The sequence below is a fragment of the Pseudomonas sp. BF-R-19 genome (assembly GCF_019956445.1).
In the GTDB taxonomy this organism is placed as follows: domain Bacteria; phylum Pseudomonadota; class Gammaproteobacteria; order Pseudomonadales; family Pseudomonadaceae; genus Aquipseudomonas; species Aquipseudomonas fluorescens_BH.
This window is the reverse complement of record NZ_JAHBDN010000029.1, coordinates 60321-83332: the sequence shown is the minus strand read 5'-3', so window position 1 is coordinate 83332 and position 23012 is coordinate 60321. Positions and strand designations below refer to the sequence as shown.

General features: G+C 61.6%; 22 protein-coding genes and 1 pseudogene. 9 read left to right on the top strand and 14 right to left on the bottom strand.

What is annotated here, in order from left to right:
- Positions 1–42 precede the first annotated feature (42 nt).
- The 7 genes and pseudogenes from KGB28_RS02245 to KGB28_RS02215 form a co-directional block, all read right to left on the bottom strand.
- Entirely contained in the window at positions 43–660 is a 618-nt protein-coding gene (locus KGB28_RS02245; RefSeq protein ID WP_223441842.1) for a DNA-3-methyladenine glycosylase family protein, read from the bottom strand.
- Positions 661–664: 4 nt separating this feature from the next.
- Entirely contained in the window at positions 665–1477 is an 813-nt protein-coding gene (locus KGB28_RS02240; RefSeq protein ID WP_223441832.1) for an isocitrate lyase/phosphoenolpyruvate mutase family protein, read from the bottom strand.
- A gap of 35 nt (positions 1478–1512) precedes the next feature.
- Positions 1513–2595: a bifunctional transcriptional activator/DNA repair enzyme AdaA gene (locus tag KGB28_RS02235; protein ID WP_223441829.1), complete on the bottom strand. Its 1083-nt coding sequence runs from the start codon at positions 2593–2595 to the stop codon at positions 1513–1515.
- A 219-nt stretch (positions 2596–2814) separates the two neighbouring features.
- Positions 2815–5058, bottom strand: coding sequence for a TonB-dependent siderophore receptor (locus KGB28_RS02230; protein ID WP_223441827.1), 2244 nt, complete (start codon positions 5056–5058; stop codon positions 2815–2817).
- Positions 5059–5166: 108 nt separating this feature from the next.
- Positions 5167–5265 (bottom strand): annotated as a pseudogene (locus KGB28_RS02225) (GFA family protein); the annotation flags it as partial.
- Positions 5266–5525: 260 nt separating this feature from the next.
- Positions 5526–6146, bottom strand: coding sequence for a LysE family translocator (locus KGB28_RS02220; protein ID WP_223441824.1), 621 nt, complete (start codon positions 6144–6146; stop codon positions 5526–5528).
- Between the two features lie 91 nt (positions 6147–6237).
- A complete protein-coding gene (locus KGB28_RS02215) occupies positions 6238–7134 on the bottom strand; it encodes a DMT family transporter (RefSeq protein WP_223441822.1) in 897 nt (298 codons plus the stop codon).
- Between the two features lie 90 nt (positions 7135–7224).
- On the opposite strand from KGB28_RS02215, the gene KGB28_RS02210 reads away from it, so the two are divergent.
- Positions 7225–8556, top strand: a complete 1332-nt coding sequence (locus tag KGB28_RS02210; protein WP_223441821.1) for a PLP-dependent aminotransferase family protein — start codon at positions 7225–7227, stop codon at positions 8554–8556.
- Positions 8557–8657: 101 nt separating this feature from the next.
- Positions 8658–9245 (top strand): LysE family translocator, encoded by a 588-nt coding sequence (locus KGB28_RS02205; RefSeq protein WP_150754692.1) that lies wholly within the window; start codon positions 8658–8660, stop codon positions 9243–9245.
- A gap of 9 nt (positions 9246–9254) precedes the next feature.
- Here KGB28_RS02205 and KGB28_RS02200 read toward each other — a convergent pair whose 3' ends face one another.
- The 5 genes from KGB28_RS02200 to KGB28_RS02180 form a co-directional block, all read right to left on the bottom strand.
- Positions 9255–10088: an AraC family transcriptional regulator gene (locus KGB28_RS02200; RefSeq protein WP_223441819.1), complete on the bottom strand. Its 834-nt coding sequence runs from the start codon at positions 10086–10088 to the stop codon at positions 9255–9257.
- Between the two features lie 33 nt (positions 10089–10121).
- Positions 10122–10625, bottom strand: coding sequence for a VOC family protein (locus tag KGB28_RS02195; RefSeq protein ID WP_150754694.1), 504 nt, complete (start codon positions 10623–10625; stop codon positions 10122–10124).
- An 88-nt stretch (positions 10626–10713) separates the two neighbouring features.
- Positions 10714–13203: a TonB-dependent siderophore receptor gene (locus tag KGB28_RS02190; RefSeq protein WP_223441817.1), complete on the bottom strand. Its 2490-nt coding sequence runs from the start codon at positions 13201–13203 to the stop codon at positions 10714–10716.
- A gap of 83 nt (positions 13204–13286) precedes the next feature.
- Positions 13287–14270, bottom strand: coding sequence for a FecR domain-containing protein (locus tag KGB28_RS02185; RefSeq protein ID WP_223441815.1), 984 nt, complete (start codon positions 14268–14270; stop codon positions 13287–13289).
- Positions 14267–14791 carry a sigma-70 family RNA polymerase sigma factor gene (locus KGB28_RS02180; protein ID WP_223441813.1) on the bottom strand — a complete coding sequence of 175 codons (525 nt, stop codon included), beginning with the start codon at positions 14789–14791 and terminating at the stop codon, positions 14267–14269. Before KGB28_RS02180 ends, KGB28_RS02185 begins: the two co-directional genes overlap by 4 nt.
- Before the next feature lie 282 nt (positions 14792–15073).
- On the opposite strand from KGB28_RS02180, the gene KGB28_RS02175 reads away from it, so the two are divergent.
- The 6 genes from KGB28_RS02175 (at position 15074) to KGB28_RS02150 (ending at position 20518) form a co-directional block, all read left to right on the top strand.
- Entirely contained in the window at positions 15074–15322 is a 249-nt protein-coding gene (locus tag KGB28_RS02175) for a transmembrane sensor/regulator PpyR (protein WP_223441810.1), read from the top strand.
- Entirely contained in the window at positions 15322–16476 is a 1155-nt protein-coding gene (locus KGB28_RS02170; protein WP_223441808.1) for an NnrS family protein, read from the top strand. The genes KGB28_RS02175 and KGB28_RS02170 overlap by 1 nt, the downstream gene beginning before the upstream one ends.
- Positions 16477–16647: 171 nt before the next feature.
- Entirely contained in the window at positions 16648–17103 is a 456-nt protein-coding gene (locus KGB28_RS02165) for a (2Fe-2S)-binding protein (protein ID WP_223441806.1), read from the top strand.
- A 7-nt stretch (positions 17104–17110) separates the two neighbouring features.
- Positions 17111–19279 (top strand): xanthine dehydrogenase family protein molybdopterin-binding subunit, encoded by a 2169-nt coding sequence (locus tag KGB28_RS02160; RefSeq protein ID WP_223441804.1) that lies wholly within the window; start codon positions 17111–17113, stop codon positions 19277–19279.
- A gap of 1 nt (position 19280) precedes the next feature.
- Complete coding sequence (locus KGB28_RS02155; RefSeq protein WP_223441802.1) at positions 19281–19862, top strand: hypothetical protein; 582 nt, start codon at positions 19281–19283, stop codon at positions 19860–19862.
- Between the two features lie 74 nt (positions 19863–19936).
- Positions 19937–20518, top strand: a complete 582-nt coding sequence (locus KGB28_RS02150; protein WP_223441800.1) for a GGDEF domain-containing protein — start codon at positions 19937–19939, stop codon at positions 20516–20518.
- 124 nt (positions 20519–20642) lie between these two features.
- Here KGB28_RS02150 and KGB28_RS02145 read toward each other — a convergent pair whose 3' ends face one another.
- A complete protein-coding gene (locus tag KGB28_RS02145) occupies positions 20643–21068 on the bottom strand; it encodes a VOC family protein (RefSeq protein WP_223441798.1) in 426 nt (141 codons plus the stop codon).
- A 113-nt stretch (positions 21069–21181) separates the two neighbouring features.
- Between KGB28_RS02145 and KGB28_RS02140 the strand changes: the two genes are divergently transcribed.
- Positions 21182–22042 (top strand): LysR family transcriptional regulator, encoded by an 861-nt coding sequence (locus tag KGB28_RS02140; protein ID WP_223441796.1) that lies wholly within the window; start codon positions 21182–21184, stop codon positions 22040–22042.
- 173 nt (positions 22043–22215) lie between these two features.
- Here KGB28_RS02140 and fabI read toward each other — a convergent pair whose 3' ends face one another.
- Positions 22216–23010: an enoyl-ACP reductase FabI gene (gene fabI, locus KGB28_RS02135; protein WP_085725145.1), complete on the bottom strand. Its 795-nt coding sequence runs from the start codon at positions 23008–23010 to the stop codon at positions 22216–22218.
- Between the last annotated feature and the right edge of the window lie 2 nt (positions 23011–23012).

Below are 23012 nucleotides of genomic sequence, written 5' to 3'. Positions count from 1 at the left end.
CCCTGTGGGAGCGGGCTTGCTCGCGAAGAACGATAACGCGGTCTACCGGTTGGGCACCCGCCACAAATACCAGGAGGCCACCGTCCGGTAAGGGCTCCACGCCGAGCCGATCTCGATCATCTGCTTGCGCGTCGGCTGCACCTCCAGCCCTTTGAGCCGTCGATAACCCTCACGCACGCCAAAATCATCGGCCGGCAGGATATCCGGGCGTTCCAGGCTGTAGATCAGCAGCATCTCCACGGTCCAGCGACCCACGCCGCGCAAGGTGATCAAACGCTCGATCAGCGCTTCATCGTCCATGGCCAGTGCCGTGGCGTAATCCGGCACCACGCCGTCCAGCGACGCCTGGGCGATGCCCTGAATGGTCGCGATCTTGCTCGCGGAAAACCCACAACTGCGCAATCGGTCGAAATCCGTGGCGACGATCTGTTCAGGCCGGGGAAACGAACCGGAACCGAACAGCGCCAGCAGCCGGCCGACAATCGCATCGCCGGCCTTGGCATGCAGTTGCTGATAGGCAATCGCCCGCACCAGCGACTCATACGGGTCACGCGCCGCATGCGGCTGATGCAGGCACGGGCCGATGGCGTCGATGTGGCGGCGCCAGTCGTCATCGATGGCCGCCAGGAACGCACTGGCCGCCTGATAGCCGTCGGCCATGGGCTCAGGCTTTCCCGGACGGTTTCAACAGGGCGTTCACTTCGCCATAGGTCAAAGCCTTCAGGTCGTGGCTATCGAACTTGCCGGTTTGCAGAAAACTTTTGGCAATGCCGGCCATGGCGCCGTAGAGGAACTCGGCGATGCCCGAACCTGCAGTCAGGCGGCGTACGCCCAGTGCTTCAAGCGCTTCGGGCGACGGCAGGCCCGGGAACCCCAGCACATTCAGTGGCAGCGAGGTGCCCTGGCACAGCGCCTTGATCTCGTACTCCGCGGTAACGCCCGCGGCAAACAGGCCATTGGCACCGGCCGCCTGATACAGCGCGGCGCGCCTGAGGGTTTCGGCGACGCGGTCTTCGGCAGGCACCAGGCCCCGCAGATAGACATCGGTGCGCGCATTGATAAACAGATTCACGTTGCGCCGCTCGGCCACCTGGCGCGCGATCTCAATCTTGCGTACCAGCAACTCCGGAGGCGCGGAGCCGTCTTCGATATTGATCCCGACAGCGCCGGCGGCGATTACCGCATCAACCACCTGGGCCACCCGTTCCAGGTCATCGGAATAACCGGCCTCGATGTCCACGGTCAGCGGCACCGAAATGACCCGGGCAATCGACTCGACCGTCGAGACCAGGCGTTCCAGGGGCAGGGTGTTGCCGTCCGGGTAGCCATGCACCCAGGCCACTGCCGCGCTGCTGGTGGCCACGGCCTTGTTGCCCAGTTGCTCCACCAGCCGCGCCCCGGCGGCATCGGCGACGTTGGTGAGGATCAGCAAACCTTCTTGATGCAGTTGGTGCAGTTGATTGTCGAGCCTGTCCATCGAGTTTCCTTCCTTATGAAAAATCTGTGGGGGGATCAGAGCGCCAGTTGCTCCGTGAGCTGCACCGCCGCGTTCTCCAGCCTGAGCAGAAACGCCTTGCGCGGCTGGCCTCCAGCGTAGCCGGTCAACGAGCCGTCGGCGCCGATCACCCGGTGGCAGGGCACGACAATCGATAAGCGGTTATGCCCGTTGGCCAGGCCCACCGCCCGACTGGCACCGGGCTTGCCCAGGCTCGCCGCGATGGCGCCGTAGGTGGTGGTCCGGCCGTAGGGGATCTTCGCCAGTTCAGCCCAGACCCGGCGGGAGAACTCGCTGCCGGGCATGTGCAAGGCCACGCTGAACTCAGTGAGCGTGCCAGCGAAATACGCGGACAATTGCGCTTCGATCTGCTGCAAATGCGCGTTGTACCCCGGCGCCACGGCATAACCGAAACGGTTTTGCAGCGCTTCGACCGAAGGATTCAACGATGCCTGGTCGAGAAACTCCAGCAGCACCAGCCCACGCCGTTCGGCCATGGCGATCATCGGCCCCAGCGGCGTGGTCAGGCGCGTGAACAGCAGCGGCTCGCTGTTGGCCGCGCGGCCCGGGGTGATGTGGAACGATTTTTGGAAGGCGTCGCGAAATCCGCTCAGGGACTCATAGCCGGAATCGAAGGCGACGTCATCGATAGAGTCGCCCTGTTTGATCCCGTCCAACGCCATGCCCAGGCGCCGGGCGCGCAGCCAAGCGTGGAAGGTCATGCCGAAATGCTGCTTGAACCAGCGACGCAGTTTCAGTGGTTCGATGCCTTCGGCCAGTAGCTGGGCGTCGGTCCAGCGCTGCTCCGGGTCGGCGTCCACCGACTTGAACAGTTTCTGCACCCAGTTCGGCGCGCTGGCGGCGGTGTCCAGCGGTTTGCAGCGCAGGCAGGCGCGATAGCCAGCCGCCAGGCATTGTTCGGCGCTGGCAAAGAACTCGACATTCTCAGGCTTCGGGCTGCGGGCGGTGCAACCGGGGCGGCAGAAGATGCCTGTGGTCTTGACCGCCGTGAAGAACACCCCCTCGTAGGAGGTGTCTCGTTCGAGCATGGCGCGAACCATCTCGGCCCGGGGCGGAAGCAACGTTTTTTGTAGGTTCATGGGCGCAGCATAGATCGCGTCATGGGCGATCTCCACCGGAGAATCGACAGTGAATTTCGCTCCTTTGAACACTGCGAGTCAATGTAGGAGCGAGCTTGCTCGCGATGGCGGAGTGTCATGCAAAATTGATGTCACAGTTACTCCCTTATCGCGAGCAAGCTCGCACGCGGCTTTTGGTGTTTAACTGACAGGTTTCAGTTTTCTGGCCGGGCGCTCAGCTTAGAAATCCCACTTCGTGGTCAGCATCACGTTGCGCGGTTCGCCGTAGTACGTGGTGTCGAAGTTGCCCAGGCCCGTCAGGTAGCGTTTGTCGAAGACGTTGTTGGCGTTGACGGTGAAACTCAGGTGCTCGTTGTACTCGTAGCGGCTCATCAGGTTGACGAGCGTGTAACCACCTTGTTTGATGCTCGTGTAGTCGCCCACGGTCGGGCTGTAGATCTTGCCGTAGAACGCGCTCTGCCAGCTGATGCCGCCACCGACGGTCACCTGATCCAGTGCGCCCGGCAGGCGGTAGGTAGTGAATGTGCGGACGACGTGTTCCGGTTTGGTGGTCGACAATGGGTATCCGTAGATCCGCTGTTCATCGGCGTCACGGGTGCGGGCGTAGGTGTAGCCGGCCGACACGTTCCAGCCATCGGCCACTTCACCGGCCAGTTCCAGTTCCACACCTTTGGTGGTTGCACCGTCGACGGCTTTGTAGATGCCTTCGTTGGTGACCAGGTTGGTGCCGATCGACTCGGCGACGTTGTCTTGCTCGATGCGGAAGAAGGCCAGGCTGGCGTTCAGGCGACCGTCGAAGTAAGCGGCTTTCAGGCCGGCCTCGTAGCTGTCGCCTTCGACCGGCGCCAGGGTCGAGCCTGCAGCGTCCTTGTAGGTTTGCGGCTGGTAGATGCTGGTGTAGCTGGCGTACACCGAGTAGGTGTCGTCCAGGTCATAGACCACACCGGCGTAAGGCGTGACCACCCCATGTTCCTTGTAACTGGCGTGGGTGTCATCGAGTCCCGCACCTGGATAATACGAATAGTCTTCGTTGTACTTGAACGTGCTCAGACGGCTGCCGAGGATGATCGACAGGTCGTCGGTCGCATGCAGGCGCGTGGCCAGGTACAGGCCGTTCTGACTTTGGGTGCGTTCGTATTTACCGTTTTTCGGGAAGTCCTGTTCCGACAAGTCGCCATTCCAGTCATAGATGCTGCCCGGGACCATTGCGAAGGCGCTGGTGTCGTAGGTCGCACCGGTCTGGCGCGAGTGGGACGCCATGAAACCGACCACCAGTTCATGCTCGCGGCCACCCAGGGAGAAGGGGCCGGTGACGTTCACGTCAGCGGTGTTTTGCACGCGATGACCTTCCCAGCGCCCCCAATACAGGAACATGCCCTCACCGGTGGCGCGGTCCGGGTTGCCGCCGCTGGCCGAGGCCAGGCGAGTGTCGTGATCGGTGGTTTTCTGGTCGAAGCTGGCCTTGAACTTCCAGTCGTTGGCCAGGGCCTGTTCCAGGGAGGCGAAGTAGGTGATGTCGTCGAAGTCGCGTCGGCTCCAGTCGGCACCCGGGTTGAAGTGGCGCGGGAAATCGGTACGGCCGCCGTCCGCGAAGTACACCGGGTTGCCGGTCCAGGACGAGCCTCGCGGGGTGGTGCTTGACTTGTCGACGCCGAAAGTCAGCAGGGTGTCGGGTGTCAGGTCGGCTTCGAGGATGCCGTAGAACAGGTCTTTTTTCTGGCTGTAATGGTCCTGGTAGGCGTTCTTGTCGGAATAGGCGCCGACGAAGCGACCACGTACGCTGCCGGTATCGTTCAGCGAGCCGGAAATATCGCCGACGCCGCGATAGGCGTCCCACGAACCGACGGTGCCGCTGATCGACGCCTTGAATTCCTTTGTCGGTTTCTTGCGGATCAGGTTGACGGTGGCGGATGGATCGCCCGAACCGGTCATCAGGCCGGTCGCGCCCTTGACGATTTCGATGCGGTCCAGGCTGGATGCGTCGTCGCCGTTGTTCGGGTTCTCACCGTACACGCCGTCATAGGGAATGTTGACGCCGTCGTACTGGAAGTTGGTGATGGTAAAACCACGGGCGGAAAACTCGGTGCGGTCACTGTCGTACTTCTGCGTGGAAATGCCGGGGGTGTTGCGCAGTGCGTCGCCGATACTCTGCACGCCGCGGTCGTCCATCTGCTGACGGGTAATGACGGTCACCGATTGCGGCGTTTCGCGGATCGACAGCGGCAGGCCGGTGGCCGAAGACGTCGAGCCGGTGGTGTAGGAACGCGTACCTTCGGTGGTGGCGCCCAGCGCCTGGCCGGAAATGGTCGTCGCGCCCAGTTGCAGGACGCTGTCGTCCCTGGCCGGTTTTTTCTCGGTGTCGGTTTCAGCGGCGTGGGCGGCGAGGCTCAGCAGGGCGGCGGGCAGGGCCAGCGCCAGAGGGCACAAGGCAAAACGGAAACGGGCGACAAGCTGGTGCGACATGGGGATCCCTTTGCGTCGAATCGGTCGGTAGTTGAAGTGCTTCTGAGGGGTTAACCGAACGAAAAACGCAAAGGGGAACTGCAGCGTGAAAAATGTTGATAATTATTCTCAGCAAACCAGGCCGAGCCGCTCATGCCACTGGGCGATGGACTCTTCGGGGTAAACATCGAACTGTTTGTCGCCCGGTTGCACCTCGGCCTCCACCCAGCAGTTTCAACTGATCGCCGGGTGCGGGTGGTGTCATTGTCCATAACAGAGGGTGATGGGCAGGTGGACTTGTGGTGAATGGGCTGGACCCATCGCGAGCAAGCTCGCTCCCACAGAAGTTCTCGAGCATTCACGCCCCCCTGTGGGAGCGAGCTTGCTCGCGATAGCGTCATATCATTCGCTATTGCAGTGACTGACACGACGCCTTCGCGAGCAAGTCGAATCGTCGTACCGTCGCCCCCGCATTTAAACCAAGCGCCTCAGGTGCGGCGTGCCATCAGCAACACCGAAGCCGCCGCAGACAACAGGCCCGCACAGCAACGGTTGAAGATCCGCTTGCCCGACGGCTTGGCGAACCAGCGACGCATGTGCAGACCCATATAGGCGTAGGCGCCGATGGCGATCCATTCCAGTATCAGAAACAAGGTGCCCAGCACGAAGAATTGCGGCGCGATGGCCTGGGTCGAATCGACGAATTGCGGCAGGAACGCCGTGAAAATCAGGATCGCCTTGGGATTGCCGGCCGCCACCAGGAATTCCTGCCGGGCCAGTGCCAGTGTCCCCACCGGGGCGGTGCTGATCACGTTCTCCACGCCGGGATCGGCGCGCCACAATTGCCAGGCGAGGTAGAGCAGGTACGCCGCACCGAGGATCTTGATCGCGTAGAACAACAGCTCGGAGGTTTGCAGCACGACTGCCAGGCCCGCCGAGGCGAGGGCGATCATTGCGGCGAATGCCAGCAACCGACCGATGCCGGCCACGCAAGCCGTGCGGTAGCCGTAGCGGGTCGAGTTGCTGACCGACAGCAGGTTGTTCGGGCCCGGCGCCATGTTGAGGGCGAAGCAGGCGGGCAGAAACAGGGTGAGGGTGGCGATGTCCATCGGTGGCTCCTGAAGCAAGAACCGTATTTTTATCACGGTTCGGCGGTGGCTTGACCCATACAGTCAGGGGCGCAAACCACCGTACAACGGGCTACCTGGCGAACTTCTTCGCCCCGGCGACACACAGGATCACCGCCACGGTAACGCCCAGCATGCCGAGGCTGACCTGTTCGTGCAGCAGGGTGGCGGCCAGTGTCAGGCCAAAGAACGGTTGCAACAGTTGCAGTTGCCCGACAGCCGCGATTCCGCCTTGGGCGAGCCCGCGATACCAGAACACGAAACCGATCAACATGCTGAACAGCGACACGTAACCCAGGCTGAACCACGCCGAGGTGCTGATGCCGCTGAACGACGCGGGCATGCGCATCCAGGTCAGCACCGCGACCAACGGCAACGACAACACCAGCGCCCAGCAAATCACCTGCCAGCCACCGAGGGTGCGGGACAGCTTTGCGCCTTCGGCATAACCGAGTCCGCAGGCCAGGATCGCCAACAACATCAAAAGGTCGCCCTCGGGTGAGGCGGTCAACCCTTGGGACAGGGCGAAGCCCACCACCAGCAGACTGCCCAGCACCGAGAAAATCCAGAACGCCGGCCGTGGTCGCTCGCCACCGCGCAACACACCGAATACCGCCGTTGCCAGCGGCAACAGGCCGACGAAGACGATGGAATGCGCGGACGTTACGTATTGCAGCGCCAGCGCAGTCAGCAGGGGAAAACCGATCACCACGCCCAGGCCGACGATGGCCAGGGGCAACAGCTGATTGTGTGCGGGGCGCTTCTCCTTGAACAACCCCAGCAAACACAACGCCAGAATCGCCGCGATGGTGGCGCGGGCGACCGTCAGGAAAACCGGATCGAACTCCAGAACCGCCACCCGCGTCGCCGGCAGCGAACCGCTGAAAATCACCACGCCGATCAGGCCATTGAGCCAGCCGCGGGAGGTGTTTTCCAGGGTGTGTTTTTGCAGGTCAGATGTCCGTTCCATTCGGTGTTCGCTCACTGTTTTGATTGCATGGAATCCATCGTATGATCGGCTACCGATACAATCAAAAAATTGTCATGGATACATCTCGACATGCCGCGATCACGCTATAAATCCCTGGTGGACGCCTTTGCCGCCGATATCCGTTCGGGGCTTTTGCCGCCCGGTACACGCTTGCCGACTCACCGGCAATTGGCCACTGAACACGGACTGGCGCTGGTGACCGCCAGCCGGGTGTATGCAGAGCTTGAGGGCATGGGGTTGGTCAGCGGCGAAACCGGCCGCGGGACTTTCGTGCGGGAGACATCGCTGCCGCCCGGCCAGGGCATTTCGCAGTCCGTCGTGGCGGCGGGGATGATTGATCTCAACTTCAACTACCCGTCATTGCCGGGCCAGGCGGACCTGTTGCGCAATGCCTTGCGCCAGTTGGCGTTGTCCGGCGATCTCGAATCCTTGCTGCGCTATCAGCCCCACGCCGGGCGTTTGCACGAGCGGGCCTCGGTGGCGCGGCATCTGGTGGAGCGCGGGTTGAACGTACCGGCCGAGCAGGTGTTGATCGTCAGCGGCGCCCAGCATGGCCTGGCGGTAACGATGATGGCGTTGCTCAAACCCGGCGATGTGATTGCGGCCGATGCATTGACCTATCCCGGATTCAAGACACTGGCCGAAACCCTGCACCTCGAAGTCTTGCCCATTCCGGTCACCGACAATGGGCCTGATTCGCCGGCCCTGGAGAAACTCTGCCGGAGTCGATCGGTACGGGCGATCTATTCGATGCCGACCCTGCACAACCCCTTGGGCTGGGTGATGGGTGCCGATCAGCGCGAGCATTTGGTGGCCATTGCGCGTCAGCATGACTTGATCATTATCGAGGACGCCGCCTACGCGTTTCTGGCTGAAGACGTGCCGCCACCCTTGGCCGAGATGGCGCCCGAACGAACGGTGTATGTGTCCGGTTTATCGAAAAATGTCGCCACCGGACTGCGCGTCGGGTTTGTGGCCGCGCCCGCCCAATGGATGGCGGCGTTCGAGCGCACGATCATGGCGACCACCTGGAACACTCCCGGCGTGATGACTGCGATTGTCACTGCCTGGCTCGACGACGGCACCGTCAACCATCTGGAGGCGCAAAAACGCGCCGATGCGCAGGCCCGGCAAACCCTGGCCCGCGAGGTGCTGCAAGGGCTCGACTACATCAGCCATCCGTCTTCCTATTTCATCTGGTTGCCGTTGGCCGAAGACGCCCGCGCTGATCAGGTTGCCATGGCCCTGATGCGCGAGCAGGTGTCGGTTTCGCCGGCCGAACCCTTTGCGATCACGGCCCATGTGCCACACGCGATCCGCCTGGCGCTGGGGTCGGTGGACATGGATTCACTGCGCCAGGCGCTGGTGAAAGTGAAGAGGGTCGTCAGTCTGTACACCTGATTTTCGCCAGTTAATCCAGCACAGGGCATTTTTCTTCAATACGGGGTTACGGTGGGTCATTACCTTCAAGCCTGGTTCAACTGAATGGAAGAAGGTGTGCAATGAGTCTGTTGATGTCCATGGCGGCGTTCGCGCTGGTCGCTTCAATCACACCGGGGCCGGTGAATATCGTGGCGTTGAGCTCCGGGGCCCGGTTCGGTTTCAGGGCCAGCCAGCGCCATGTCGCCGGGGCCACGCTGGGGTTTGTCTTGCTGCTGGTGTTGATGGGGTTGGGGCTGCATGAGCTGTTGCAGTTGTGGCCGGCGTTGACGCAAACGGTGCAATGGGCGGGCGTGGCGTTTCTGTTGTACATGGCCTACAAACTGGCGGCTGACAATGGACAGGTGGAAGCCAAGGATTCGGCGCGTGCCCCGTCGATGTTGTACGGCGCGGTCATGCAATGGCTCAACCCGAAAGCCTGGCTGGCCTGCGTGGCCGGTATGGGGGCGTTCGTAGCCGATGGCGAGGCGCGGCTGGTGTGGCAGTTCGCGGCGGTGTATCTGGTGATCTGCTATGCCTCGGTCGGCTGCTGGGCCTATGCCGGCACGTTCCTGCGCGGTTACCTGAACAACCCGGCCGGCATGCGCTTGTTCAACCGGGCGATGGCGATGCTGTTGGTGGTGAGTGCGGTGTATTTATTGCTGCCCTGAGCACAGGATTCAGCCGCGATACTGCCCCGGCGTAGCCGCCAGGTGTTGTTTGAATGCCCGTTGAAAATGCGCCTGATCGGCAAACCCCGCTTCCAGTGCCACGTCGGCGATCAGTTTGCCGCTGCGCAGTTGATCCTGGGCGTACTGGATGCGGCGGTTAACCAGGAACGCGTGGGGCGTCATGCCGAAATGTTGTTTGAACGCCCGGATCAGGTAGGACGGCGACAGTTGTGCCGCCGCGCAAATGTCTTCGAGCTTGAGCAGGTGCGTGCAGTTGTCGCGGATGTATTCGGCGGCGCGTTCCAGTTTGAAGTTGGGCTCGCGCAACGGCTGCGCTACCGGGTTGAGCTGCAATTGCACTTCGCTGAAGAACTCCACCGCCAGGCTTTGTTTGCCCAAGACATCCTGTTGCGGATCGACCAGCACCGCATACAAATCGTTGAGGCCTGCAAACAGACTCGCGTCCCGCGTATGGGTGAGCGAAAACCGGCGAAACGCCAAGTCGTCACTGAACCCGAGCTGATGCTGCAAATCGGTCAGCCACGGCGTATCGACGTACAGCATCACATACGACCACGGCTGATCATCGATGGGATTACAGGCGTGGACGTCGCCCGGGTTCATCAACACGACGGTGCCGACATCGACCGCAAACTCGGACTGCTCATGGATATAGGTGCTGCTGCCTGCGGTGATCGCACCGATTGAAAAGTGCTCGTGAGAATGCCGGGTGTAGCAGACCTCGCGACCGTCGGCGATCGAGCGGGCTTCGATGAAGGGCAGGGCGTCATCGCGCCAGAAGCGAGGGGCCTTGTCAGCGTGTTTGGCGGCGGTGTGCTTCATGCTCGGTCCTCGGCAGGTCAGCGCCCGAGTGTATTAGCTCTCGCCGTCAAAGGCTCGCTGCAACGCGGCGATATCGAGTTTTTTCATCTGCATCATCGCGGCCATGGCGCGTTGGGATTTTTTCGTGTCGGGGTCTTTTATCATGTCCATCATTGCGACGGGCACGATTTGCCACGACAGCCCGAACTTATCCTTGAGCCAGCCGCATTGCTGCGCTTCAGGCACGCCACCGGCCGACAGGTTGCCCCAGTAATGGTCGACTTCTTCCTGGGTCTGGCAATTGACCTGGAACGAAATCGCCTCGCTGAACTTGAACAGCGGTCCGCCATTCAGGCCGGTGAAGCTCTGCCCGTCGAGCTCAAAGCTGACGGTCATGACCGAGCCTTCGGGGCGGCCGTGGAACTCGAACCCGGCGTTGCCGTAGTGGGTCATGCCGGTGATTTTCGAATGATCGAAGATCGAACAGTAGAACTTCGCGGCATCTTCGGCTTGATCTTCAAACCACAGGCAGGGCGTGAGTTTTTGAACGCGTTGCATGACGGGCACTCCTCGGCAGGTTATGCAGGCTGGATTTAAAGCGTAGCCAGCCCGGAGGAGTTCGGCAGTACCGTAGATCGACCCGCGCTCAAAATTGCCAGCGGGTGGTCAGTTGCAGGGAGCGAGGCTCGCCGTAGAAGCCGGTGCCAAAGTTGCCCAGCCCGGTGTAGTAGGTTTTGTCGAAGAGGTTCCTCACGTTCAACGTGGTGCTCAGGTGCTCGTTGAAGCGATAGCGCGCCATAACGTCCACCAACGCGTAGCTGCGCTGGGTGATGGTCGAGTTCTGGCCGAAATTGACGGTGTCGGCGGGGTTGGGCTGGAACACGTTGCCGAAGAACTCGCTCTGCCAGTTCACGCCACCGCCGAGCGTGAGCGGGCTCCATCGCCCCGGCAGCCGATAAGTGCTGAACAATCGCACCAGTTGTTCCGGTGCCGTGGTTTGCAGGATCGAGCCGTAGACATAATCGCCTTGGGCATCGCGGGTATGGTTGTAGGTATAGCCGGCCGACAGATTCCAGCCTTCGCTCACTTCCCCTGCCAGTTCGATTTCAAAGCCCTTGGTGGTCGCGCCCTGCACCGCACGGTACACCGACTCGGCGTCGACGCCGCTGATGTATTCGGCGATGTTGTCCTGTTCGATGCGATAGAGCGCGAACCTGGCATTCAGGCGACCGCCGTAATAATCGGCCTTGATCCCCGCCTCGTAGCTGTTGCCTTGCACCGGGTCGAGCAATTGCCGATTGGCGTCCTTGCTCATTTGCGGCTGATAGATGCTGGTGTAGCTGCTGTACAGCGAGTAGGTGTCGTCGAGGTCGTAGACCAGCCCGGCGTAAGGCGTGACCACGCCGGTCTGGCGATAGCTGTCGCGGATGTCGACGGTGTCCGGGTCGCTGTAGTCCAGGTCATCGTGCCCCTTGAAATCACTGATCCGCGTGCCGAGGATCAACGCCAGGTCGTCGCTGGGTTTGAGTCGGGTAGCCAGGTAGAGGCCGGTCTGGCGCTGCTCGATATCGTTGTCACCCACCCGTGGAATGTCCGGTTTCGCAAACTCGCCGTGCCAGTCGAAAATGCTGCCATTGAAGGGCGGATAAACCGAGCCGTAGACCGGGATGTCCTGGCGGGTGTTCATCGACATGAAGCCTGCGATCAATTCATGCTCGCGGCCGAACAGGGCGAAAGGGCCGGTCAGGTTGATGTCGATATTGTCCTGGACCTGATCGCCTTCGAACTTGCCCATGTACATGAACATGCCGCCCCCGGTGACCGGGTCCGGATTGCCGCCGCTGGCGGAGGCAAGGAAGGTGTCGTGCTGGCGGTGTTTGCGGTCGTAACTCACCTTGAGGGCCCATTCGTTGGACAGTTGCTGATTCACCGAGGCGAAGAGTGTCTGGTTGTTGAAGTCGCGGCGGCTCCAGTCCGTGGCCGGGTTGAACGAGCGCGAGAAGTCGGTGCGTGAGCCGTCGCTGTTGTACATCGGGAAACCGGTCCAGCTGGCGCCACGGGAGCGGGTGTTCTGTTGGTCGATGCCGAATGTCAGCAGTGTGTTCGGTGTCAGGTCGGCTTCGAGAATGCCGTAGGCGATGTCCTTGGTGTTCTGGTAGTGGTCGACATAGGCGCTGCGGTCCTGATACACCCCGACAAAGCGTCCGCGCAAGTGACCGCTTTCGATCAGCGGGCCAGCGATATCTGTCTCGCTGCGGTAGCTGTCCCAGGAGCCGACGGCAGCGCTGACCGCGGCCTGGAATGCCTGGGTCGGGCGTTTCCTGATCAGGTTGACTGTCGCCGACGGATCCCCCGAACCGGCCATCAGGCCGGTTGCGCCCTTGATGATTTCGACGCGGTCGAAGATCGCCATGTCAGTGCTGGTGGTGCCGTAATCGTAGACACCGTCGTACTCAGTGTTGACGCCGTCGTACTGGAAATTGGTGATCGGCAGGCCGCGACTGGAGAACTCCCAGCGCTCGCTGTCGTAGTTTTGTACGCTGATGCCGGGTACGCGGCGCAAGGCGTCGGCGATGCTGGTGGAACCCTGGTCGTCCAGAAGTTGACGGGTGATGACCGTGACCGATTGCGGTGTTTCGCGCAGGGACAGGGGCAGACCGGTGGCCGTAGAGGTCGAACCAATGGTGTAGGCATGTGAATCTTCGCTGATTGGCCCCGGCGCTTGTCCGGAAATGTTCGTGGCGCCCAGTTCCAGCGTGCCTGTTGCGGCGGACGCGGCGCGCAGCACATAACCGCCGTGACCCTGGGCTTGCGCTTGCAGACCTGTGCCTTGCAGCAATTGATGCAACGCTTGCGGCTCGCTGTAGTCGCCGCTCAGGCCAGGGCTGCGTTTGCCGGTTGCCAGGTCGTTGTGCCCGGCGAGAAACACGCCTGCTTGCTCGGCAAAACGGTTGAGGGCGCTGACCAGGGAGCCGGCAGGGATCGCGTAATGACGTTGTTGCCCGCCGGATAGTTCAATGCCCGAGAGGGTGTCGGCTCGGACTGTTGGCGCTGCAAAACCCGTCAAGCCGAACGCCAAGACCAGCACCGACAGGTGCAAAGCGCAGGAGCGGCGAGTAAGGGTGACGCGCGACATGAAGTTCCCGGCAATCTAACGGCTTTAAGGGTTAACCGAGCGAAAACCCGAAAAGGGTACCGGCACGACGAAAAAAATCAGCTTCACGCTTTCGCGGCCACGTTGACCCACCAGCCCAGAGGCTTTTCCACCCGGATCGGCAACGCCGCTTCCAGCAGGCGCAAGGCCTGGTCAGTATCTTTGAGCGGGAACGAACCCATGACCGGTAACCCGGCAACGGCCGGGTCGCAGCCCAGATGTCCGGGGCGATAACGGCTTAATTCCTCGAGCAACTGGCCCAGCGGCAGGTTGTCTGCCAGCAACAGTCCACGGCGCCAGGCTTCACGGCTTGGCGTGGCCGCGGTCGGGGCAGGGAGGTGGTGTTCGCTGAACGACAGTTGTCGTCCGGCCTCGACTACCTGCATCAACCCATGGGCGGTGCGGACTTCGACGGCGCCTTCGTAGACATTCAGCAGGGTTTGCCGGTCGTCCTGACGTACACTGAAACGCGTACCCAGTGCGCGCATCCGGCCCTCGTTGGTTTGCACCAGCAACGGACGAACGTGGTCCTTGGCGGTGTCGATCAATACTTCCCCGGCTTGCAACAGCAGCAGGCGTTGCGTGGCGTCGAAACACACGTTGATTGCGCTCAACGCGTTGAGCCAGATCTGGCTGCCATCACTGAGGCGGGTTTCGCGGGTTTCGCCGGTGCCGGTGGAGAGGTCGGCGGTCCAGCGCGCCAGGGTGAGCGGCAGGGCGGTTTCCCTCCAGGCACTCCACCCCAACAAACCAACCGACGCCAGGATCAGCAGACTCTTGGCGGTCTGGCGACGACTGATTGGCATGCGCCCGGCGTTGCGCAATACCTGGCCGGCCACTTGCTGATGATCGTCCTGCAACGCGGCAAAGCGTTGGCCGACCCGCTCGACATACTGCCAGGCCGCCTGATGTTCGCCGCTTTGCGCCAGCCAGGCCTGCCAGTGTTGACGTTCCTGCTCGCCGACCTGCTCATCATTGAGTTGCACATACCACTGCGCCGCTTGCTCAAGGCTTCCATGGCTGATGGCGTTGGTGGCGATCCGGTTCATTGAATCAACAGGCCGTCGAGTTCGGCCTCAAGGATCGCGCAATGCATCAAGGCCTGGGCCAGGTACTTTTTCACCATGCGCTCGCACACGCCGATTTCCTCGGCAATGACGCGGTAAGGCAGGCCGTGCAGCTGCGCCAGAATGAACGCCTCGCGTACGCGTTGGGGCAAGCGTTGCAGCATGGCGTCCACTTCATACAGCGTCTCAACGATGATCGCGCGCTGCTCCGGCGAGGGCTGGACCACCTGGGGTTGCGCGGCCAACGTGTCGAGCCACGCCTGTTCGAGCTGTCGCCGCCGCCAGTGATCGATGCACAAGCCCCGGGCAATGGTCGCCAGGTAAGACCGTTCGTGGGTTTCGCCGTCGAATACCTGGGGGCGCTTGAGCACGCGGATGAAGGTGTCGTGGGTCAGGTCGGCGGCATCGAACGCATTGTTCAGGCGTCGACGCAGCAGCTCGTGCAGCCAGTGGTGATGGCTGATGTAGAGGTTCTGGACGCAGGAGGTGTCGGCAACCGTCATCGTGAGTGCATGTCCGTGGGCGATCCCGTGCCTTTATGCAAATAAGAATGGATCGCGATTAAAGCAAAAGGCCATGAACAGTGCAAATGATATTGGTTTGCTTTTAGATTGTATCGGGATTAATGCAGTCATAATGACTTTCTATTGAGTCATTGTGACTATTTTTAGTGTTGGTCATATTGACTGCTTGTACCTGAGAGGCTCGATCTGCAAGGGCTGCCGAGATGGCACGGATCGTGATGCAACAAACGTACAACTGAACGACTTCAGGAGTACCGGAACATGTCCCAACTATTGAGCAACCCTCAGAACGTTTTGCACCTGTCGAGTCGCGTACTCGGGGTGGGCCTGGCCATGTTGCTTGCCGGCATCTACGGCGCCTATCTGTACGCCGGCTCGCTTTCGATCTCGGCGTTGGTGTCGATGCATGCAATGACCATTCTTGGTCCGACCTTGCTGAAAATCGGTTATGTGATGCGTCTGCTGTCCCAGTATCGCCTCAACGCACCGGCAGACGGAGCGATCGCTTGATGCGCAAGTTGGCCGCTGCTGCCGTTTTCAGTCTGGGCTTTCGCCCGTTTTTTCTCGCCGGTGCGGGGTTCGCGGCGATCGCCGTGGCCCTCTGGGCCGCCTGGCTGTACGGCCATTTATCCGGTACGCAACCGGTGGGTGGCATGCTCGCCTGGCACCGGCATGAAATGCCCTTCGGTTTTGCCGGTGCGATCATTGCCGGGTTCCTGTTGACCGCAGTGCCGAACTGGACTGGTCGGCCGGGGCTCAGTGGTTGGCCGCTGATCGGGCTGGTGCTGATATGGCTGCTGGCGCGTCTGGCGTGGTTCCTGCCGATTTCTTCGTCGCTGTTGTTCGTGATGGAAATTCCATTTCTGCCGCTGTTGGCCTGGGTGCTGGGGCGAGATCTGGTGGCTGCCTGCAAGCGCGAAAATTATCCGATTCTGTTGATGATCACGTTATTGGCTGGCTGTCAGGCATTGACGCTGACCGGCATCGTCCTGGATGACGCCGATCTGCAACGGCACGGTGTGTTGGCCGCTTTGTGGTTGATCGGCGCGCTGATGAGTGTGATTGGCGGTCGTGTGATTCCGTTCTTCATTCAGCGTGGATTGAATCGTCCTGCCGTTCCTGCGGCGAATCCATTGCCGGGCAAAATTCTAATGGCCAGCGCCATGCTCGCGGCGGTTTCGTTTGCCGGTGGTTTGAATGACGTCCCCCGGCTTTGGCTGGCCGGGTTGTTTGGATTGATGAGCGCGCTGCATGTGATACGCCTGTGGCGCTGGCATGACCGGGGACTGTGGCGGGTGCCGTTGTTGTGGTCGTTGTATCTGGCCTATGCCTGGATTGTGATCGCGACGCTGGCCATGACGCTGTGGCATGCCGGTTTGATCCATCAGCAATCCCTGGCCACTCATGCGCTGGCGGTAGGCGGTATTGGCGGGTTGATCCTGGCGATGATCGCGCGGGTCAGTCTCGGTCATACCGGGCGAGAGTTGAAACCGTCCAGGATGATCGTGGTGGGTTTTGTCCTGCTGCTGGCGGCCGGGGTGTGCCGGGTTGGGCTGGTGGCATTTTCCACTAATGGGTTGGCGCTGTCGGCGCTCCTCTGGTGTACGGCGTTTGGCCTGTTCGTGTGGCGTTATGCCGGGATATTGTGGCGTCCGAGGCTCTAAACCAAGCTTGCATAGCCGCCCATCGAGGCGGCTTTTTTGTGACCGGTGGTCGATGCATCAGGACACCGGGGAAAATTGCGCTTAGCTAAAGGGATAACCCGAGGCGCGCGCAGGTGTTCCAGGACCACAGCGACGCCCCTTCAGATCACCGTGCGTCTGAGGAATTGCGCCATGCTGACCTTGAACATCAATGGCAAGGATCAGGAGCTGGATGTCCCCGCCGACATGCCGCTGCTCTGGGTCTTGCGCGATGTTGCCCACCTCACCGGCACCAAGTTCGGCTGTGGCATGGCCCAATGCGGGGCCTGCACCGTACACGTCGATGGCGCACCACTGCGCTCGTGCATCACACCGGCCACGGCCGTGGCCCATGGGCAAAAGATTCTGACCATCGAGGGCCTTTCCGCGGATGGTTCGCACCCAGTGCAACAGGCCTGGGCGGAACTTGACGTGGTCCAGTGTGGCTACTGTCAGTCCGGGCAGATCATGTCGGCGGCGGCCTTGCTGGCGAAGATTCCGCAACCGACCGACAACGACATCGATCAGGCGCTGTCCGGCAACATCTGCCGTTGCGGCACTTACCCGCGGATCCGCGCGGCGGTCAAACGCGCCGCCGAGCTGGGTTGAGGTGAGCATGAACAGCATCAACGCGTTATCGCGTCGTGGTTTTCTCAGGGGCAGTGCCGTGCTGGGTGGTGGACTGGTGGTGGCGTTTGCCATGCCCGGCGCCCACCGTTTCGCCATGGGCGCGGAGAACCAGGGCAACGTGTTTGCACCCAACGCCTTCCTGCGCATTGGCAACGACAACAGCGTCACCGTGTTGCTCGGCCACTCGGAAATGGGCCAGGGCATCTGGACCGGCCTGACCATGCTGATCGCCGAAGAACTGGACGCCGACTGGTCGAAGATCCGCGTCGAGCATTCCCCGGCTTCGGCCGCCGATTACGGCCTGCCTGGCTTCGGCGGGATGCAGATCACCGGCGGCTCGACGTCCACCTGGATGGAATTCGACCGCTATCGCCAGGCCGGCGCGGCGGCGCGCTTGATGTTGATCGACGCGGCGGCCAAGCGTTTCAATGTTGCGCCTTCCGAGATTCATACAGAATCGGGCGTGGTCATTGCCGGTGAGCATCGCGCAACTTATGGCGAGTTGGCGGATGATGCCGGGCAGTTGCCACGACCGGACCCGGCCTCGATCAAACTCAAGGACGCGAAGGACTGGCGGCTGATCGGCAAACCCACCAGGCGCCTGGACACACCGGAGAAAATCACCGGCCGGGCGAAGTTCGGCATGGACGTGCAGTTTGACGGGCTGATGACCGCGATGGTCGCCCGTTCACCCACCTTCGGCGGCAGCGTCAAATCCTTTGAAGGCGCCGAAGCGCTGGCAATCCCGGGGGTGCACAAAGTGGTGCAGGTGCCGACGGGCATCGCGGTGATTGCCGATCATTTTTGGGCGGCGAAGCTGGGGCGCGATGCGCTGAAAATCGAGTGGAATCCGGGGCCGAACGCCGGGCTCGACAGCCAGGCGTTGCTGGAGAGTTTTCGCAAACTCGCCACCACCCCCGGCATCAACGCCGGTCAGGCGGGGGATACCCTGGCTGCGCTGGCGAAAGCGACCAGGAAGATCGACGTTGAATACAGCGTGCCTTACCTGGCCCACGCGCCGATGGAGCCGCTGAACTGCACGGTGAGCATCACCCAGGACAAATGCGAAATCTGGACCGGCACCCAGTTCCAGACCCTGGACCAGATGGTCGCCGGGAAAATCACCGGGCTCAAACCGGAACAGGTGGTGATCCATACCGAATTTCTCGGCGGCGGCTTCGGGCGCCGGGCCAATCCGACTTCGGACTTCGTCAGCGAAGCGGTGTATGTCGCCAAGGCCGCCGGTGCACCGGTGAAAACCGTGTGGGCGCGGGAGGACGACATCCGCGGCGGCTATTACCGCTCGGCGTTCCTGCACCATGCGCGTATCGGGCTGGGTGCTGACGGCCTGCCGCTGGCCTGGAAACATGTGATGGTCGGGCAGTCGATCATGGCCGGGACCTCGCTTGAAGCGAGCATGGTCAAGGACGGGATCGACAAGACCTCCGTCGAAGGCGTGGCCGACAGCCCTTACCTCGAAGGACTGGCCAATCACCAGATCGAACTGCACTCACCGAAAACCGGCATCAGCGTGTTGTGGCTGCGTTCGGTGGGGCACACCCACACCGCGTTTGTCATGGAGTCGCTGATCGATGAACTGGCCACGGCGGCCGGCAAGGATCCGGTGGAATATCGGCGCACCTTGCTCAAGGATCATCCGCGCCACCTCGGTGTGCTGAACCTCGCGGTGGAGAAGGCCAACTGGACGGCGCCGCTGCCGGACGGCCATGCCCTGGGTGTGGCGGTGCATGAGTCGTTCGGCAGCTACGTGGCCCAGGTGGCCGAGGTGTCCCAGGACAACCTCGCCATTCGCGTGCACCGGGTGGTGTGTGCGGTGGACTGCGGCATTGCGGTCAACCCGCAGAGCATCGCCGCGCAGATGGAATCGTGCATCACCTTTGGCCTGAGTTTCGCCTTGCACAGCAAGCTGACGATCAAGGACGGGCAGGTGGTGCAGTCCAACTATCACGACTATCAGGTGCTGCGGCTCAACGAAATGCCGGTGGTCGAAGTGCATATCGTGCCCAGTAGCGACAAACCCGGTGGTATCGGCGAAGCCGGTGTGCCACCCATGGCGCCGGCGGTAGCCAATGCGGTGTTTGCCTTGACCGGGCAGCGCCTGCGGGAGCTGCCCTTGCAGCTGTCGGGGGTGTGAGATGAAACGACATCACTGGTTGCTTGGGGCGTTGATCCTGATCTTTCTCGTCGCCTACGCATCCCACGTGTTCGCCGATGACCGCGAGGCCTTGCAGGCGTTCGACACGGTGCAGAAGGTCTTCCAGAGCCCGCGTTGCCAGAACTGCCACATTCCCGGGGATTCGCCGTTGCAATTCGATGCCGGCGTGCCCCACGCCATGAATGTCGTGCGGGGCATGGACGGCAAGGGCTCGGCCGGGTTGCCCTGTGCAACCTGCCATGCGCAAAGCAATCCGCCGGCCAGTTACGGTCCGCACGCGCCACCCGGCGCGCCGCACTGGAGCCTGCCGCCGGCAGCACAGCGGATGGCCTGGATTGGCCTGCCGGCGGACAAGTTGTGCGCGATGATCAAGGATCGCTCCAGCAACGGCGATCGGGATTTTGCCGCGCTGATCAAGCACGTCAGCGACGACAAGCTGGTGCTATGGGGCTGGAACCCCGGCGGCAATCGCGCGCCGGTGCCGGTGCCCCACGATATCTTCGTTGCCCAGTTCAAGCACTGGGCCGATGCGGGAGGACCGTGCCCGGTGGCCGGTAGCTGACCAGCGGCACGCTAACAGGGAGTCAATGCGGGTACTGGCGACTCTAACGTGCATACCTGCCAAAGGAGTGAACGATGTTGATCTCAGGCAAAACGGGCAAATCGGGCCGATCAGCCAACCCCTTGCTCACGCCACAGCAAGAACGTGAACGGCTGCGCGAACTGGCTCGCCAGGCCGAGCAAGAGCTGGCAGGCGTGCAGATGGCGAGCATGGACGAGCTGACGCTGCTGTCCAATCGCCATGGCTTCACCGCACTGGCCCAACTAGGGCTGGACGCCTGCCGGGAGCTGGAAACGCCGGCGACGCTGCTGTACTTCACCCTCGATGAATTCAAGCTCATCTGCTATCTGTATGGCCGGGCCAAAGGTGACGATGCGCTGAAGACGTTCGCCGATGTCCTGCGGATCGGCTTTCGTGAAAACGATGTGGTCGGCCGACTCGAAGGTGACCGGTTCGTGGCGCTGCTGACCGGTTCCAGCGTGGTGGAGATTGCGGCGATCAAGGCACGGCTCAATGAGATACTCGATGAGCGCAACGCCACGGCGCATCGCAGTTATGACATTCGGTTCAGTGTGACCCAGGTCGAATACAACCCCACTGTTCATGACTCGATCGAGGAACTGCTGGGTGAGGCCGAGCGGGTGATGAGCCGTTAGGGCGGTGTTGTGTTGGCGGGCCTCTTCGCGAGCAAGCCCGCTCCCACACTGTCCAGTATTGTTCACACAGCCCCCTGTGGGAGCGGGCTTGCCCGCGAAGAGGCCCGAACAGGCACCACAACGTTCACTTGGCAAACAACTGCCCAATGTCCTTGAACGCCTTGAACTCCAGCGCATTCCCGCAAGGGTCAAACAGAAACATCGTCGCCTGTTCACCCACCAGCCCCTGAAAACGAATCCCCGGCTCGATCACGAAGCGCGTGCCCAGCGACTTCAACCGCTCGGCCAGCGCCTCCCACTCAGCCATCCCGAGCACTACACCAAAATGCGGCACCGGCACATCGTGACCATCAACCGCATTGGTGTGCGCGGCTTCTTGCGCAGGGTTTTTCGGCGCCAGGTGAATCACCAGTTGATGGCCGAAGAAATTGAAATCCACCCAATGCTCGCTGGAACGACCTTCTTCCAGGCCAAGCACTGAACCATAGAAATGTCGGGCGGCCGGCAAGTCGTAGACCGGAATGGCCAAGTGAAAAGGGGACAGTTGCATCAGGCGAACCTCGTTGGTGGGTCGGAATGTGTTGAGTTTATCCCTGTGCTTTTTGATTGAAAGACGATAATTTTTGCTTCGAGCTCAAATTATTTCGATCAATCGAGGTCGCCATGCTGCGAGAACTGAAAACCTTTATCGCGGTGGCGCGTTACGGAACCTTCGCCGCGGCCGGCATGCACATCGGCCTGACGCAATCGGCGGTCAGCGCGCAGATTCGCAATCTGGAACAGGCTCTTGGCATCCGTCTGTTCGACCGCACCGGCCGCCAGGCGCTGCTCAACGCGGCGGGGCAGCGGGCGTTGCCGATGGCCAGGGAAATGCTCGAGACCTTCAGCCGCATGGCCGTCAGTGACGATGTCAGTGAGTACCGGGGCGAACTGAAAATCGGCGCGGTGGCCACCGCCCAGACCGGGCTGCTGCCCCAGGCATTGTTGAAATTGCGCCAACAGGCGCCCTTGCTGGAACCCAAGCTTGTGCCCGGGGTGTCACTGAACCTGCTGAGCCAGGTGGACACGGGAGAAGTGGACCTGGCGATCCTGATCAAGCCACCGTTTGACTTGCCCAAGGAGTTGTCCGCGCAGGTGATTCGCCGCGAGCCGTTCGTGCTGATCGTGCCGGCGGACCTGGACGGCGATGATCCGTTACAACTGCTCGCCGAGCACCCTCATGTGCGCTACGACCGCAATTCGTTCGGCGGGCGACTAGTGACGCGGTTTCTGCGTGAACGGCAGATCGAGGTGCGTGTGGCGCTGGAACTGGATGAACTGGAGGCTATCGTCAAAATGGTCGAGTGCGGCCTGGGGGTTTCCCTGCTGCCGGAGGCCGGGTTATGGCTTGAGCATGGGGCCGGGGTGCGGATCGTGCCGCTGGGCGAATTGACCTTCTATCGGGAGATCGTGCTGTTGCAGCGCTATAGCCAGCGGATGCAGCCGATTCAGCAGTTGTTTGCACAATGCCTGACACAACACTAACCCTGTGGGAGCGGGCTTGCTCGCGAAAGCGTAGTGTCAGTCGACATCACTTTTGAATGACAAACCGCTTTCGCGAGCAAGCCCGCTCCCACAGGGGGGTTGTGTTTGTCCGTGAAATCGCAGGCCTAAAAAACCCGCCAAAAGAGGCGGGTTTTTTATTGGCTGACCGAAGATTACTCTTCGATGCTGCCCATGGCCGTGGTGTTGAAACCACCGTCCACGTACATGATTTCACCGCTGATGCCGGACGCCAGGTCCGAGCACAGGAAGGCGCCGGCGTTGCCGACTTCTTCGATGGTGACGTTGCGGCGCAGTGGGGTTTGCGCTTCGTTGGCGGCCAGCATCTTGCGGAAGTTCTTGATGCCGGAAGCAGCGAGGGTGCGGATCGGGCCAGCCGATACGCAGTTGACGCGAGTACCGTCCGGGCCCAGGGAGCCGGCCAGGTAACGTACGCCGGCTTCCAGGGAAGCCTTGGCCATGCCCATCACGTTGTAGTTCGGCATGGTGCGCTCGGCGCCCAGGTACGACAGGGTCAGCAGGCTGCCGTTGCGGCCTTTCATCATTTCGCGGCCGGCCTTGGCCAGGGCCACGAAGCTGTAGGCGCTGATGTCGTGGGAGATGCGGAAACCTTCACGGGTGGTGGCTTCGGTGAAGTCGCCGTCCAGTTGGTCGCCCGGGGCGAAGCCGACGGAGTGCACGATGCAGTCCAGGCCGTCCCACTTCTTGCTCAGCGCTTCGAAGACCTTGGCGATTTCTTCATCGCTGGCCACGTCGCACGGGAAGCACAGCTCAGGGCTCGAACCCCAGCCTTGTGCGAACTCTTCGACACGACCCTTGAGTTTGTCGTTCTGATAAGTGAAGGCAAGCTCAGCGCCCTCGCGATGCATGGCGGCAGCGATGCCGGATGCGATGGACAGCTTGCTGGCGACACCGACGATCAGTACGCGCTTACCGGCGAGAAAACCCATGT

Bases quoted from the DNA above. Each gene is read 5' to 3' on its own strand.
- KGB28_RS02235 (WP_223441829.1), bottom strand. From the start codon at position 2,595: ATGAACCTACAAAAAACGTTGCTTCCGCCCCGGGCCGAGATGGTTCGC.
- KGB28_RS02170 (WP_223441808.1), top strand. From the start codon at position 15,322: ATGCGCAAGTTGGCCGCTGCTGCCGTTTTCAGTCTGGGCTTTCGCCCG.
- KGB28_RS02205 (WP_150754692.1), top strand. From the start codon at position 8,658: ATGAGTCTGTTGATGTCCATGGCGGCGTTCGCGCTGGTCGCTTCAATC.
- KGB28_RS02240 (WP_223441832.1), bottom strand. From the start codon at position 1,477: ATGGACAGGCTCGACAATCAACTGCACCAACTGCATCAAGAAGGTTTG.
- KGB28_RS02210 (WP_223441821.1), top strand. From the start codon at position 7,225: ATGCCGCGATCACGCTATAAATCCCTGGTGGACGCCTTTGCCGCCGAT.
- KGB28_RS02195 (WP_150754694.1), bottom strand. From the start codon at position 10,625: ATGCAACGCGTTCAAAAACTCACGCCCTGCCTGTGGTTTGAAGATCAA.
- KGB28_RS02140 (WP_223441796.1), top strand. From the start codon at position 21,182: ATGCTGCGAGAACTGAAAACCTTTATCGCGGTGGCGCGTTACGGAACC.
- KGB28_RS02245 (WP_223441842.1), bottom strand. From the start codon at position 660: ATGGCCGACGGCTATCAGGCGGCCAGTGCGTTCCTGGCGGCCATCGAT.
- KGB28_RS02155 (WP_223441802.1), top strand. From the start codon at position 19,281: ATGAAACGACATCACTGGTTGCTTGGGGCGTTGATCCTGATCTTTCTC.
- KGB28_RS02150 (WP_223441800.1), top strand. From the start codon at position 19,937: ATGTTGATCTCAGGCAAAACGGGCAAATCGGGCCGATCAGCCAACCCC.
- KGB28_RS02160 (WP_223441804.1), top strand. From the start codon at position 17,111: ATGAACAGCATCAACGCGTTATCGCGTCGTGGTTTTCTCAGGGGCAGT.
- KGB28_RS02165 (WP_223441806.1), top strand. From the start codon at position 16,648: ATGCTGACCTTGAACATCAATGGCAAGGATCAGGAGCTGGATGTCCCC.
- fabI (WP_085725145.1), bottom strand. From the start codon at position 23,010: ATGGGTTTTCTCGCCGGTAAGCGCGTACTGATCGTCGGTGTCGCCAGC.
- KGB28_RS02190 (WP_223441817.1), bottom strand. From the start codon at position 13,203: ATGTCGCGCGTCACCCTTACTCGCCGCTCCTGCGCTTTGCACCTGTCG.
- KGB28_RS02200 (WP_223441819.1), bottom strand. From the start codon at position 10,088: ATGAAGCACACCGCCGCCAAACACGCTGACAAGGCCCCTCGCTTCTGG.
- KGB28_RS02230 (WP_223441827.1), bottom strand. From the start codon at position 5,058: ATGTCGCACCAGCTTGTCGCCCGTTTCCGTTTTGCCTTGTGCCCTCTG.
- KGB28_RS02215 (WP_223441822.1), bottom strand. From the start codon at position 7,134: ATGGAACGGACATCTGACCTGCAAAAACACACCCTGGAAAACACCTCC.
- KGB28_RS02145 (WP_223441798.1), bottom strand. From the start codon at position 21,068: ATGCAACTGTCCCCTTTTCACTTGGCCATTCCGGTCTACGACTTGCCG.
- KGB28_RS02175 (WP_223441810.1), top strand. From the start codon at position 15,074: ATGTCCCAACTATTGAGCAACCCTCAGAACGTTTTGCACCTGTCGAGT.
- KGB28_RS02220 (WP_223441824.1), bottom strand. From the start codon at position 6,146: ATGGACATCGCCACCCTCACCCTGTTTCTGCCCGCCTGCTTCGCCCTC.
- KGB28_RS02185 (WP_223441815.1), bottom strand. From the start codon at position 14,270: ATGAACCGGATCGCCACCAACGCCATCAGCCATGGAAGCCTTGAGCAA.
- KGB28_RS02180 (WP_223441813.1), bottom strand. From the start codon at position 14,791: ATGACGGTTGCCGACACCTCCTGCGTCCAGAACCTCTACATCAGCCAT.